Origin of the sequence: Microvirga sp. HBU67558 (assembly GCF_018069605.1) — a bacterium.
Lineage (GTDB): Bacteria > Pseudomonadota > Alphaproteobacteria > Rhizobiales > Beijerinckiaceae > Microvirga > Microvirga terrae.
Window position 1 is genome coordinate 21,888 of record NZ_JAGPUP010000561.1, and the last position, 13,289, is coordinate 35,176.

The window sequence follows — 13,289 nt, forward strand, 5'->3', positions numbered from 1 at the left end:
CTTCCCCAGGAAGCCGCAGCGGCCCACAGCCGGTGCGGCTTTTCCTTTGGCGCTCACGCGAAGGCGGCGTCGACCGTGCAGATGATCCCGGTCGGAGCGAACGTGATATGGGCCTCGCCGTTGAGATCCTGAGCCAGGCTCCGCTCGATCAGGCGCGTGCCGAAGCCGCGCCGCCGTGGAGCCTTCACCGGAGGGCCGCCTGTCTCGGTCCAGCTGAAGCGCAGGCGTTTCTCACCCTTCTGCTCGACCACCCATGCCACCCGCACCTCGCCCGAGGCATTGGAGAGAGCGCCATATTTCACGGCGTTGGTCGCTAGTTCCTGCAGGGCCATCGCGATGGCGAGCGCCATCCGGGGCGAGAGGCGCACATCCGGGCCCTCCACATGCAGCCGGTTCTCGCGGTCGTGGCGATAGGGGGCTAGCGCCTCCCTGGCGATCTCGACCAGTCCGGCCCCCTCCCAATTTTCGCGCGTGAGCACATCGTGGGCGCGGGAGAGCGCCAGCAGGCGAGCCTCCATGGCCGAGCGGGCCGCTTCTGTGGTTTCCGCATTGCGCAGGCTCTGAGAGGCGATGGATTGTACGGTCGCCAGGGTGTTCTTTACCCTGTGATTCAGCTCGTTGATGAGAAGCTCCCGGTGTTCCTCGGCTCTCTTTCTCTCGGTGATGTCGACGCAGACGCCGGGAAACCGGACCGGCTGCCCAGCTGCCCGGTAGCAGCGTCCCTGGGCGAAAACCCAGTGGACCTGTCCGGATCCGTCGATCGTGCGGTACTCCGCGGCCAGAGTGCGCCCCGTGTCCAACGCTTCCCGAATCAGGTCCTCGATCCGGGCGCGGTCGCTCGGATGAACGCCTTTCAGGAAGCCGGCGATGGGCGCTCCCGTCGCGGCTCGTGCGGGGTCGACCCCGTACAACGTGGCGAAACGCTCGTCCGCATAAACCAGATCGGACTGGATGTCCCAGTCCCAGGTTCCCACAACGCTCGACGCCTCGAGGGCGAGCTGAAGGCGCTCCTCGCTCTTGCGAAGGGCCGCCTCCGATCGGATGCGCTCGATGGCATCCCAGGTCCGCTCGGCGACGTCCTCGATGAGTTTGACTTCGCTCTCGCTCCAGAGGCGCGGCTCCCGGTTGTGAACGTAGAGGGCCGCGACCATGCGCCCGTGTTTGATCAGACTGACGGTGACAACGGAGGAGAACTCGAGGAAGGCGAAGGCAGCCAGGTGCTCGGGAGAATTGGTCCGCGGGTCGGCGGCAGCGTCATGCACGATCAGGGTTTCACCGCGTTTGAGGGCGCCATGAATCTCCGGACCGAATGCCGCCAGGTCGTGCGTCCCGGTCCGGTGCTCGACCGTTCCGTCCGTCCAGTTCCGCTCCGTAGTGAAGTAGCGGGCCGTCTCCTCGACCTCTCCGTAGCCGACGCGGCTCGCTTTGAGGTGCTCGCCCAGCATCGCCTGGGCAGCCGTGATGACCTCAAGCGGTTCGTTCAAACTGCGCAGGCGGTCGCTCAGGCGGACCAGAAACCCGAGCCGCCGTTCGCCGTGAACCTTCGCGGTCGTGTCGTGTACGATACAGAGAATGCCGCCGACGCCGCCGGTCTCATCGTGGATCGGGCTGTAGGAAAACGTCCACCATGTCTGCTCGGGATATCCATTGCGCTCGATGGTGATCGGCAGATCTTCGAAGTAGCTTGCCTCGCCCAGAAGGGCTCGTTCAGCGATCGGGCCGACCGTGCCCCATGCCTCCGCCCAGACATCCCGGAATGAGCGCCCAAGTGCCTCAGGCTTCGATCCGAGCATCGGAGCGTAGGCATCGTTGTAGAAGCTCGTCAGCTCATTGCCCCACGCCATGAAGGTCGGAAACTTGGAATGCAGCATCATGCTGACGGCGGTTCGCAGGGACTGCGGCCATGTCTCGATCGGTCCAACCGCTGTGGTCGACCACTCGTGGCGGCGGATGCGCTCGCCCATGGCCCCGCCGTTGGCGGGGAAGACATGTGGAGGTTTCACAAGCTCCTGCATCAGGGATGCTCGCGGATGACGCAGGCGGAACAGGTGCTCATGAATGTCTGAGAGTGCAGCGGAAAGTCGTGTGGTCCATAGTCCACATATGAACTGATGTCCTGCTTTTTCTAGAGTGGCGGTCGAGACCGGGTGACGCAACTTCGGACGTGATTGCGGGCCCAGCCGCAGTTTGACTTGCCAGATCCGGAATCTTAGCGTCTCGGGCGCGGCTCTCGGTGAGCGGCCCGACTCCCGGGCGCAGAGCCCGACGGCGAAAGAGGTCGATGTGGCGAAACTGATCGGCATTTCGGGTAGCCTGCGCGAAGCTTCGTACAATTCCGCCTTGCTGCGGAATGCCGCCAGCCTGATGCCCAAAGGCGCGGAACTGGTCGTCGAGACCATCCGAGGGATCCCGCTCTACGACGGCGATGTCGAAACGCAGGAAGGTATTCCGGCGCGGGTGACGGAGTTGAAAGAGACCATCGCGGCTGCGGACGGCCTTCTTCTCGTCACGCCCGAATACAACAACTCCATCCCCGGAGTGTTCAAGAACGCCATCGACTGGCTCTCAAGACCGGACTCGGACATCAAGCGCGTCTTCGGTGGGAAGCCGGTCGCGGTCATCGGAGCATCGCCGGGCGGGTTCGGCACGATTCTCTCTCAGGACGCGTGGCTTCCGGTCCTGCGGACGCTCAGAGCGGATTTCTGGGCCGGGGGACGTCTGATGGTGTCGCGGGCCCAAACCGTCTTCAACCAGGATGGCACCATTGCCGATCAGAAGGTCGAGGAGCAGCTGCGCAAATTCCTCGAGGGTTTCACCGCGTACGTCGCCGCAGGGCGGAACACCAGGATGCCTTGAGCCGGGTACTAATCCTCTTCACGGTGCCGGAACGGTGTAGCGGCTGCCAGTTCGCCGGCAGCCTCGGAGACGTAGAGACGCTCCTGATCAAGATAGGCTTGAACTGCCCGGCGCAGGGAGGGGTCCGCGATGTCGTGCGCCGAGGAGGTGATGACGGGCCTGTAGCCTCGGGCGAGCTTGTGGTCTCCCTGGGCTCCGGCTTCGACTCGATCCAGCCCGTGCGCAATGGCGAACTCGATGGCCTGATAGTAGCAGACCTCGAAATGCAGGAAGGGATGGTCCTCGATGCAGCCCCAGTTGCGTCCGTAGAGTCGCTTGTCGCCGACGAAGTTAATCGCCCCGGCGATGTGGCGACCGCTGCGCTTGGCCATGACGAGGAGAATGCGCTCGGCCATCCGTTCGCCGATCAGCGAGAAGAAGCGGCGGTTGAGATAGGGGCGGCCCCATTTGCGGGAACCGGTATCCATGTAGAACGCGAAGAAGGCGTCCCAGTGCGCCTCGGTGATGTCCTTGCCCAAGACCCACTCGACTGAGATGCCGTTCGCGAGGGCGTCGCGCCTCTCGCGCCGGATCGCCTTGCGCTTGCGGGAGGCAAGGGCTCCGAGAAAATCCTCGAAGCGGCCGTAACCCTCATTGAACCAGTGGAACTGCTGGTCGTCCCGTCGGAGAAACTTTTCCGATGTGAGTGCCTGGAGATCCGCTTCCTGCAGGAAGGTTGCGTGTATGGAGGATGCGCCGGTCTGATCGCGCAGGGCCCTCAAGCCGGCAATCAGAGCGGAGCGGATCTCCGCCGAGCGCGGTCCGTCCGGAACGAGCAGGCGAGGGCCTGTGACCGGCGTGAACGGAACGGCCACCTGGAGCTTCGGGTAGTACCGTCCGCCGGCCCGCGTATAGGCATCGGCCCAGGAATGGTCGAAGACGTACTCGCCCATGGAATGGGACTTGAGGTAGCAGGGAGCAGCACCAAGCAGCTTATCGGCCTCGTCCTCGATGAGCACATGAACCGGCGCCCACCCGGACCTTCCGCCGACGCAGCCGGAATCCTCCAGGGCGGACAGGAAGGCGTGGGACAAGAACGGGTTGAACGGGTCGTCGTGGCCGGAACCCGTATCGAGCGCACATGCGTCCCAGTCGGCGGCCGGGACAAGTTTCAGGCCTTGTGCGATTTTGGCTTGGAATGTCACTGGGTCGAAGGATCCCGCCGTTAGGCATCAAGAGCTAATGGCTCGGCGGGATCCTTGCAACCGTTGCGGCAGGACCTTAGGGCAGGAAGCCCTCGAAGACCATCTGGTCGGCGTGCTTTTCGGCACGGGCGCGATCCTCCGGCGTCCGTACCGTCCAGGTCATCACGGGCAGGTTGCCCAGGACTCGGCTGAGATGGGTCGAAGCACAGGGGATGTCCTTCACGCGCCATGACAGGAAGTGCGGCTGCGTGTCCGAGAAGTGCAGAAGATTGGCCATCCGGTGCTTCATCTCGGGCGTCAGGAAACTGTCAGCCTTCGAGCCATATTCCAGCTCGCCGATGAATCCGCGCGTGATGTTCGGAGCATTCGCCCGCAAATGGGCCACGATATCCGGATCGAACGACTTCACCACGAACGGGCCGCTGTAATCCGCTAGGATCTCGATGACCCGCTTGGTCAATCGCAGGTCGCCGTTGAACTTGCTCTTGATCTCAATCACCAGCGGCGTACGCCCGGCAATCGTGGCGAGATAGTCGGTCAACGCCGGGATCCTGTCTCCGCCCGTGGCGCCGACGATCTCAATTTTGCTCAGGTCGGAGAGTTTGCGCTCTGCGACGAGCCCCGTCTCACCAGTCAGGCGGTTGAGCTCGAAATCGTGGAAGACGATGGCCTCGTTGTCGGCGGTCAGCTGAACGTCGAGCTCGATGGGAAAACCACGTGCAATGGCCGCTTCAGCAGCCGAGACGGTGTTCTCGATGACGCCTTCCCCCTTGTTGTGGAGGCCGCGATGGGCGATGGGCTTCGCGACGAGCCAGCTTGGGGTGCTCATTGGACTTCAAACATCCCTTCAACTTCGACACAGGCGTCAAGCGGCAGCTCGGCGACCCCGATGGTGGAGCGGGCATGTCGGCCTGCATCGCCCAGAACCTCGACCATCAGGTCCGAGGCGCCGTTCATCACGGGAGCGAGGGCCGCAAAGGTCGGCACCGCATTGATGAAGCCGCCGAGGCGGACGCAGCGCGTGACCCTGTCGAGGTCGCCGACGGCGGCCTTGAGCTGCGCGAGCAGGTTGATCGCGCAGAGCCGCGCCGCCTCCTGGCCGATCTCAGGAGAGATCTCGGCACCGAGCTTGCCCTTGTGCGCATCGGCCAGCTTCCCGTCCACCCCGAGGCAGAGCTGCCCGGAGATGACGACCAGGTTCCCGGTCCTGACGAATGGGACATAATTCGCGACCGGCGCGGCCGGCATCGGAAGTGTAATTCCCAGTTCCTGAAGTTTCTTGTCGACTGCACTCATGGGAGCCTCGTTTTGTGACATCATCCGGACGGAGTAGTGGCGGATGAGCCGTAAGGACGCAAGCGGGAACATTGCCCTGTCCGCGCGAGGACCCTATCCTGCCTGGCATCGGATCGGGAGAAGATATGCGTTTCCTCGTTGCGGCCTGCGGCCTGTCCATCGCCTTGCTTGCTCCTGCCTCTGCCCAAACGGCAAGGCCTTCGGTCAAATTGGTTCCTCACAGGGCGGTTTATGACCTGTCCCTGTTGAGAGCCGGCGGGTCCAATGGCGTCGATCACGCGACGGGGCGGATCGCCATGGAATTCGGGGGCGATGCCTGCGAGGGCTACACCCTCAAGTACCGCCAGGTGACGATCCTCAACAGCAGCGAGTCCGGCTCCAACACGCTCGACATCCAAACCGCCACGTATGAGGCGGGCGACGGCCGATCCATGCATTTCAAGTCCAGCTCGTTCCGGCAGGGCATGATCAAGGATGGCGAGGTGGACGGCGACGCCAAACTCACGCCGCAGGGCAATCTCAATGTCGACCTGAAGCAGCCCAAGAGAAAAGCGTTCGGGGCGCCGGGCGAGACCGTGTTTCCGACCGAGCACCTGAAGCGGCTAATCGAGGCGGGACGCCGGGGGGACACCACCCTGTCCGTGAAGGTCTATGACGGTTCCAACAAGGGCGACAAGGTCTATGAGACCCTCGGACTGATCGGCCGGAAAATCGAGGCGGGCGCCGCTTCGGCCTCGCTCGAGGACGTCGCACAGGGCGAAAAGCTCGCCTCCGTCGCGCGCTGGCCCATCACCATCAGCTACTTCGAGGAAGGCAAGGCGGATCGCACGCCTGTCTACACGATCTCGTTCCAGCTTTACGAGAACGGCGTCAGCCGGGACCTGAAGCTCGATTATGGGGACTTTGCTCTGAAAGGAGAGCTGAAAAGTCTCGACCTGCAGGCGTCCAGTTCCTGCAGCCATTAACGCATCGTGCGGACCCGGTGGGCCGCGTCAGCGACCCGGAAAGCCACGTCCGTGAAAAATGGATCCGGTTCTCCGCTCGAACGGCGCGCTCTTCGAAGAGGCAGGAACATCGGACCCAAAAGTAGGTCCGCGTTTGGGTCCGATGCTCTACCGTTTGCGCAGCACGATGCCCTTCTGAACGGCATTCGCTCCGAACTTGTCGCGCAGTTTGTCGATCGCAGCTTCCATATGGGCTTGGCGGACGACACTCTGATCCGCGAGATCACCCTTGTCCGCGTCGGCAGGGTCGCAGAGATCGGCTGCCCCGATGCCGATGAGGCGGAAGGCGGTACCGTCGCAGGCCGCTTTCAGGAGCTGCCGGGCCGGATCGAACAGGCGGGCGGCAAGCTGCGTCGGTGCCAAGCCCGACCGGGTCCGGGTCAGAAGCCGGAAATCCTTGTCCTTCAGCTTCAAGGTCACGCTCTGACCGGCAAGGCCGGCCATCTTCAGGCGGCGTGAGACCTTCTCCGAGAGACGCCACAGGATCGGTTCGAGATCCTCGAAGGATTTCAGATCCGTTTCGAAAGTCGTTTCCGCCGAGATGCTTTTCGTCTCCCGCTCCGGGGTGACGGGCCGCCTGTCCTCGCCCCAGGCGAGACGGGACAGGCGCTGCGAATCCCGGCCGAGGGCCTCGAACAGAATTTTCAACGGTACCTCACGCAGGTGGGAGATCCGGGATACTCCCACCTTGGCAAGCCTGCTCTGGGCCGATGCTCCGATCCCGGGAATGATCCCGACCGGCTTGTCGGCGAGGAACGCTGCCGCCTCGTCGCGTCCGATGATCGAGAAACCTCGCGGCTTCTCCAGGTCCGAGGCGACCTTGGCCAGAAACTTGTTGTACGAGAGGCCGACCGAGATGCTGATTCCGATCTCCCGCTCCACCTTACGGGCGAAACGGGCGAGGGTCAGGGCAGGGCTGCCATGGTGCAGCCTTTCCGTCCCGGTCAGATCCAGAAAGGCCTCGTCGATGGAGACGGGCTCCACCAGGGGGGTCAATTCCCGCATGAGCTCGCGCACCTCGCGGCCCGCCTTGCTGTATTTCTCTCCGTTCGGCTTGATCACGATTGCCTCGGGGCAAAGCTTGAGCGCCTGGAACATGGGCATGGCTGAGCGGACCCCGTACGTCCGGGCCACATAGCAGGCCGTCGAGACGACGCCCCGCTTTCCGCCGCCGATGATGACCGGTTTGTCCGCAAGGCTCGGGTCATCCCGCTTCTCGACGGCGGCAAAGAAGGCATCGCAATCCACATGCGCGATCGAGAGGCTGTCCCGCTCCATATGCCGCAGGAGGCGGGGAGACCCGCAAGCCGCGCATCGTCCGGCCGATCGATCGGTGGAAAGCGTCAGGCAGTCGCGGCAGAAGGGGGCTTCGCTCATCGGCGGATGGGATTATTCGAACTCGGATGGCGAGAGGGTCCAATGAGCCTGCATGATGTGCTCCGGCTTGGTGTTCAGTTCTTTGGCAAGCGCGATCAGCAGCGGCTCGTCGGAGACAACGTAATCCAGGATACCGGCAAAGAAACCGGGCGACGAGGCCGCCGACCGGATGGTGTCCGGTTGCAGCCCGGAGACGGCCATGAAACGGCCGAGGCGCTCCTCATCGGCGGTCAGGAAGGAAAACGCCTCAAGTGCGACATTTTCGGCCTCCTGCCGTGTAACTCTTTTTAAGGGAGTGTTCATGCTGTCAATTTGCATTTCATCAATAGGTTGGGACCTAACTATATCATCAAATGAACCATTGGGCCGGTGAAGTACATCTGGAGCCCCGGGGAAAGCGGCCATGAAGAAGACTGTGCTCATCGTTGAGGACAACGAACTCAACATGAAGCTCTTCAACGATCTCCTCGAGGCTCACGGCTATGCGACCTTGAAGACCAGCCACGGCATTGAGGCCATGGAGCTGGCCCGCGCCCACAAGCCGGACCTGATCCTTATGGACATCCAGCTGCCCGAGGTGTCGGGCCTCGAGGTGACCCGCTGGCTTAAGGCCGATGAGGAGCTGAAGTCGATCCCAGTCATCGCCATCACGGCTTTCGCCATGAAGGGGGACGAGGAACGCATCCGGGAAGGGGGCTGCGAAGCCTATATGTCGAAGCCGATCTCAGTGTCCAAGTTCATCGCAACGGTGAAGACCTACCTTGAGGCGGACAGCAAGTCGCCATAAGTAGGCCGAATCCATGGCAGGGTCCAACTCGAAGCTTCAAAACAGGGATTCATCTCCTTGAGATGACTTGGCTTTAAGTTTTTTTGGGAAATGCCGCTTTTTGGCCACACGGGCGCTTGCATCGTTCCATGTTTCCTATACGTTCAGCGCAAGTCTCCGCCTTAGCGCATCGTGCGGGCCTAGAGGGCCGCGCCGGCGAATAGTGGTTCCGGTCCCTCGATTCCACGATGCTCTTCAGCGGAAGTCATGCCCTACGGATGCTCAGGTCCGCCGCATCTCCTGGGAGTTCGGGGGCTCGGCCAGCCTGGGGGCAGATCGTTGCCTCCTCAACGCTGTCCCCGGCTGGCCACCAACTTCATTATCCTGCATTCAGGCGCCGCAAGGCGCCTTTTTTGTTTCGACCCAGGCTCGTCCTGTCCCTTCGTAAGGGACAGTTTTTCATATCCGTTCGGCGGGAGCCTGACTTCGTGGGGCAAGCGGCGGCCAAGCGTGTCCCACTCGGGGAAGTTCCGGAACGCGGCCTGATCCGAGATGCGATTCCTGCCTCGTCCTGCTACGTTGCGGCAACGACGTTCAAACGGGATGAGGGATCATGGATCATCGCACACCTTCGCTGCCGCCCAGGACGGCCCTAACCCGGTTCTCCGTGGCTCCCCTGTCGACCATGACCCGCCGGCTCGCCGACGTGGCTTCGGGCCGGGCACCCGCCGACTTGGTGATTACGGGCGCCCGGGTGCTGTCGACCTACAGCGAGCGGATCGCGCCGGAGCGCGAGGTCTGGATTGCCGGAGGGCGGATCGCGGCCGTGAAGCCTGCCGGCGCCCACCGCCAGGTCAATGGAGCGCCGGGCCGGGTCTACGATGCGAGGGGCGGAATCGTCGCGCCGGGACTCGTGGATCCACATATCCATATCGAGAGCAGCATGATCACGGCCTGCGCCTATGCGGAAGCGGCGCTGCTCAACGGGACCACGACGATCTTCTGCGACAGTCACGAGATCGGCAACGTCATGGACGCTGCCGGGATCGAGATGATGCTGGAAGACGCGCGCCATGCGCCGCTCTCCATCTTCCTCACGGTGCCGAGCACCGTACCGGCCACCTCGCCGGACCTGGAAACGGCGGGTGGCGACCTGACTCCCGACAAGATTGCGGCCCTGTTCGACCGCTGGCCGGAGGCGGCGGCGCTCGGCGAGAAGATGGATTTCGTGCCCATCACCATGGGCGACGAGAGGAGCCACGCGATCCTCGCGGCGGCCCTGGAGCGCGGCAAGCCGGTCTCGGGCCACATCTACGGCCGCGATTTCGTGGCCGCCTACGCGGCCAGCGGCGTGACGGACACGCATGAAGCCATCGACCGGGACATCGCCGACGACCTGCTCGATGCCGGTGTCTGGATCTTCCTGCGGGGCGGACCGCCGACTACGCCGTGGCACTCGCTTCCCGAGGCCATCAAGACCGTCACGGAGCTCGGCTCCTCTCACAAGCGCATCTGCGTGTGTACCGATGACCGTGACGCCGACGATCTGATGTTGTTCGGCATGGACTGGGTCACGCGTGAGGCGCGCCGGGCCGGCATCGGGCGCGAGCAGGCATGGAGCATGGGCGCCCTGCACCCGGCCACGCGCTTCGGCATGGAGGGCGAGATCGGCGGCCTCGGCGGCGGACGCCGCGCCGATGTGGTGCTGCTCAACGACGATCTCGAGGTGCAGAACACCTGGTATGGGGGCGAGCTCGTCGTCGAGAGCAGAAGGATTACGCCCGTGCTCGATGCGGCGCTCTCCAATCGCTATCGCTATCCTCCCGAGGCGTACCGGACGGTTCACGTTGCGAAGCGGCCGAAGCTGATCCCGGAACTTCCCGTTGAGGCCTGCGAGGCCAATGTGATCCGCGTCGCCCTGCCGGGCATCGTCCTCTTCCATGACAGAGTCCGGCTCCAGCCTGAACGGGATTGGGATGCGCTGCTTGCCAAGAACGATCTCACCTTCGTATCCGTCATCGAGCGCCACGGCCGCACCGGCGGCGCCGGAATCGCCCACGGGCTGCTCAAGGATTTCGGGCTGAAGAGCGGGGCCGTCGCGAGCAGCGTCGGGCACGATTCCCATAACCTGATCGTTGCAGGAACGAATGAAGGCGACATGCAGGTGGCGCTCGACGCCATCATCGAAGCGCAAGGCGGCGTCTGCGTGGTCGATCAGGGCAAGGTCGTCGCCATGGTGCCGCTTCCAATCGCAGGCCTTCTCTCCGACAAGCGCGTGACCGAGGTGGCCGAGGAGACCCGGACCCTGAAGGCCGCCTGGGAGAAGGCGGGCTGCAGGATTCCCTATATGGGCTTCAATCTCATCCCGCTCTCGGTGATTCCGGAGATCCGCATCACCGACAAGGGGCTGGTGCTCGTGCCGCAGATGGAACTCGTGCCACTCTACGAGCGCTAAGCGTTCGTCGCGGAGCAGCAGCCCGGAGCGAGGCTGTCGAACCCGGGGAGGGCAAACCCTGACATTCCCGCCGCGCGCTTCACCTTTCGTCAGGGTGGGCCGTGCGGTCCAAGGCCAAATCCCCGGTTCGGAGAAGAAGATCGCCAAGGTCCTGCCTGAACTGTTCGAGCGCAAAGCCAAGGGCGACGACCTGTCCGAAGGCTTTTCCCGGCAGCTCCCGCATGAGGGAAGGAGACCGGAGCGCTTCCGCTTCGACAGTAAAGGCGTTCAAGGCTTCCTCGAAGGCGGCCGCTCCTTGGGGTGTCCTGCGATTATAGAGGGCTTGCGCAAGATCCAAAAGGAGCCTGCGGGTGGCTTCGTGCAGGGCATTGAGGGAGGGGCTGAGCCGCTCCCGAATGAGGGGCGGCAGAGGGCCGGAAGCCGCGCGGCCGATCATCACGAGGTCGTGGCGCACCCGATACAGGGTACGGATGAGAGGCTCCGGGTCGGGCGCTTCCGTGAGACGGCTCTTTCTCTCCCGCGTCGCCTCCTCGGCTGCAGCCTCCGCCTTCTTCAGAGCGGAGCGGATCTGCGGATGAAGCGTCTGAAGCGCGGAGCGGCCCTTCGGACCGTCGGTGAGCTCTTCGATGAAGATGGAGAACAGGTCCGCGTTCAGGGACACGACCTTCGCGGCCGCCTCCGCCATCAGTGTATGCGCCCGCGCCGGCAGGACGAACAGGGAGACCAGGACACCGACGATATTGCCGAGGGTGATCTCCAGCACCCGGTCGAAGGCCGAGGCGATGGGGCCGATCGCCTGGCCGGTGGGGGGCAGAAGCATGATGAGAGAGGTGATCGGCGCGACCCGGAATGCTGGCTTGACCGCCGCTAGAAGCGCCAGCGGAAACAACGCCACCACGATGGCCAGTCCCAAGCTCAAGGGCGAGGTGTGAGGAACGAAGCCGGCGACCAGGCCGCCATAGACGGCCCCGGCCAGGGTACCGCTGAACCGCTCGACGGCAGCCTTGAGCGAGCCGCCGACGCTTGCCTGCATCACCACCACGGCCGTGATGACGGCCCAATATCCTTGCGGAAGGTCGAAGAGCTTCGTGACGGCATAGGCGAGGGCGCCAGCGATGGTGACGCGAAACGCCAGCTTCAACTCCGCAGGGCGCACTCCGATGAGGCTGCCTAACCGTTCGATCCACCCGGACGATGCCATGCGATTCTCCGCCCGCAGAGCATAGAGCGTGCGACCGGACGCAGGCCACGGGAAAGACGGTTTGATCTCATTCAACAGGCAGCACGACCAGGCTCGATCCGCAATCCTCGCAGATGCCGAGAGCCGGGGAGGCGATCATCTGCGTCGTCCGGCACTCGGGGCAGCCTTTCAACGCCATGTGGAGCGATCCCTGCATCTGATGCGCGCTTTGGCGGAACGCCTCACTCACTTGGACGGCCTGCTCGAACATGGGCGCCTCCCTTGAGGGCCCTGATGCTGCGCCTCCCTGTGGCCTCCGTCAATCGAGCATTTGGGGCGGTCACGCAGGTTCCCGGCGCCCTGTCGGCAGGACCGGCTCCAGGTATGTGTTCAGGCTTGCGGCCACGGAGAAGAGGCCGAAGAGAACGTGCGGCCAGTAAACCCGATCGGCGAACCCGAACAGGAAGGGCGACGCTGCGAGGGCGAGCCCGGCGACCCCGTCGAGGATGAGGTGCAGGGGCATCGGCAGGAGCTTGAGTAGCCCGACCTCATAGGCGGTAATGGCCGAATACAGAATCGCTCCAAGGCCGAACGCGACGGCCGTCCATGTCGCAGCCGAATTGTCCGCAAAGCCGAAGAGCCATGGCGCGGACAGAAGCGCCAAGCCCCAAAGGTAGTCGATCATCCCATGCACTTTAGTCGGAAGAAAACGCATGTCAGGATCCCTCGTGCCGCACCGCGTCTGCTCCAACGTTCCTTTATGAATCGCGTTCCTTGCCCGCACGGCTGCGGCTTGTGGGAGGGAGGGAACGCGCTAATTGGCAGAATGCTTCAGAGAACGGCAGAAGGGTCGATGAGCAGGATACGGTGGCAGCAGGATCAGGTCGCGGGAGTGCCGCTCAACCGTCATGTCGGCTTCGTGGGCCCGGTCGAGGTCGGGAGCGTGGCTTACGATGGGAGCAATCGGTTCTGGATCTGGTCGACGCCCCTGCAGGAGGACGCGTGGGGCTATGGGCCGACAGAGCACGCCGCCAAGGCTGCTCTGGAAGCCTGGCTCGCCTCCTGGCTTGGCCATTTCGCGCCGTTCTTCCAACCGGACAGCGGCCCACAAGCTTGATCGACGGGAGAACCGGAGGTCAGAAGGTGGTTGTGCCTCGCGAACGTTCGTGGC

General features: G+C 63.7%; 14 protein-coding genes. 5 read left to right on the forward strand and 9 right to left on the reverse strand.

The annotated features are described in order from the left end of the window. Positions 1–53: 53 nt before the first annotated feature. A complete protein-coding gene (locus KBI52_RS29545) occupies positions 54–2,015 on the reverse strand; it encodes a PAS domain-containing sensor histidine kinase (RefSeq protein ID WP_210812571.1) in 1,962 nt (653 codons plus the stop codon). 268 nt (positions 2,016–2,283) lie between these two features. On the opposite strand from KBI52_RS29545, the gene KBI52_RS29550 reads away from it, so the two are divergent. Next, entirely contained in the window at positions 2,284–2,856 is a 573-nt protein-coding gene (locus KBI52_RS29550; RefSeq protein ID WP_173950371.1) for an NADPH-dependent FMN reductase, read from the forward strand. Between the two features lie 8 nt (positions 2,857–2,864). On the opposite strand, the gene KBI52_RS29555 is transcribed toward KBI52_RS29550, so the two are convergent. From KBI52_RS29555 to KBI52_RS29565, 3 genes are all read right to left on the reverse strand, one after another. Then, complete coding sequence (locus KBI52_RS29555) at positions 2,865–4,040, reverse strand: GNAT family N-acetyltransferase (RefSeq protein ID WP_210812572.1); 1,176 nt, start codon at positions 4,038–4,040, stop codon at positions 2,865–2,867. Positions 4,041–4,116: 76 nt separating this feature from the next. Next, the gene (locus KBI52_RS29560; RefSeq protein ID WP_210812573.1) at positions 4,117–4,869 is read right to left on the reverse strand and encodes a glycerophosphodiester phosphodiesterase family protein; all 753 of its coding nucleotides are present in this window, start codon (positions 4,867–4,869) and stop codon (positions 4,117–4,119) included. Continuing rightward, positions 4,866–5,336 carry a RidA family protein gene (locus tag KBI52_RS29565; protein ID WP_210812574.1) on the reverse strand — a complete coding sequence of 157 codons (471 nt, stop codon included), beginning with the start codon at positions 5,334–5,336 and terminating at the stop codon, positions 4,866–4,868. The genes KBI52_RS29560 and KBI52_RS29565 overlap by 4 nt, the downstream gene beginning before the upstream one ends. Positions 5,337–5,461: 125 nt before the next feature. Here KBI52_RS29565 and KBI52_RS29570 point away from each other — a divergent pair, with 125 nt between their 5' ends. After that, positions 5,462–6,301, forward strand: a complete 840-nt coding sequence (locus KBI52_RS29570; protein ID WP_210812575.1) for a cell envelope integrity EipB family protein — start codon at positions 5,462–5,464, stop codon at positions 6,299–6,301. Positions 6,302–6,448: 147 nt separating this feature from the next. On the opposite strand, the gene KBI52_RS29575 is transcribed toward KBI52_RS29570, so the two are convergent. Continuing rightward, positions 6,449–7,717, reverse strand: coding sequence for a DNA polymerase IV (locus KBI52_RS29575; protein WP_210812576.1), 1,269 nt, complete (start codon positions 7,715–7,717; stop codon positions 6,449–6,451). 12 nt (positions 7,718–7,729) lie between these two features. Next, entirely contained in the window at positions 7,730–8,020 is a 291-nt protein-coding gene (locus KBI52_RS29580) for a DUF3572 domain-containing protein (protein WP_173950377.1), read from the reverse strand. Between the two features lie 100 nt (positions 8,021–8,120). On the opposite strand from KBI52_RS29580, the gene KBI52_RS29585 reads away from it, so the two are divergent. Both KBI52_RS29585 and KBI52_RS29590 read left to right on the forward strand, forming a co-directional pair. Continuing rightward, positions 8,121–8,504, forward strand: a complete 384-nt coding sequence (locus tag KBI52_RS29585; protein WP_173950378.1) for a response regulator — start codon at positions 8,121–8,123, stop codon at positions 8,502–8,504. A gap of 592 nt (positions 8,505–9,096) precedes the next feature. Then, on the forward strand, positions 9,097–10,938 hold the full coding sequence (locus KBI52_RS29590; protein WP_210812577.1) for an adenine deaminase: 1,842 nt from the start codon (positions 9,097–9,099) through the stop codon (positions 10,936–10,938). A gap of 79 nt (positions 10,939–11,017) precedes the next feature. Here KBI52_RS29590 and KBI52_RS29595 read toward each other — a convergent pair whose 3' ends face one another. From KBI52_RS29595 to KBI52_RS29605, 3 genes are all read right to left on the reverse strand, one after another. Next, positions 11,018–12,139 carry an FUSC family protein gene (locus KBI52_RS29595; RefSeq protein ID WP_210812578.1) on the reverse strand — a complete coding sequence of 374 codons (1,122 nt, stop codon included), beginning with the start codon at positions 12,137–12,139 and terminating at the stop codon, positions 11,018–11,020. Between the two features lie 67 nt (positions 12,140–12,206). Then, entirely contained in the window at positions 12,207–12,389 is a 183-nt protein-coding gene (locus tag KBI52_RS29600) for a hypothetical protein (protein WP_173950381.1), read from the reverse strand. Positions 12,390–12,458: 69 nt separating this feature from the next. Continuing rightward, a complete protein-coding gene (locus KBI52_RS29605; protein WP_210812579.1) occupies positions 12,459–12,833 on the reverse strand; it encodes an SPW repeat protein in 375 nt (124 codons plus the stop codon). Between the two features lie 138 nt (positions 12,834–12,971). On the opposite strand from KBI52_RS29605, the gene KBI52_RS29610 reads away from it, so the two are divergent. Continuing rightward, positions 12,972–13,235 carry a hypothetical protein gene (locus KBI52_RS29610; RefSeq protein ID WP_173950383.1) on the forward strand — a complete coding sequence of 88 codons (264 nt, stop codon included), beginning with the start codon at positions 12,972–12,974 and terminating at the stop codon, positions 13,233–13,235. The last annotated feature ends 54 nt before the right edge of the window (positions 13,236–13,289 follow it).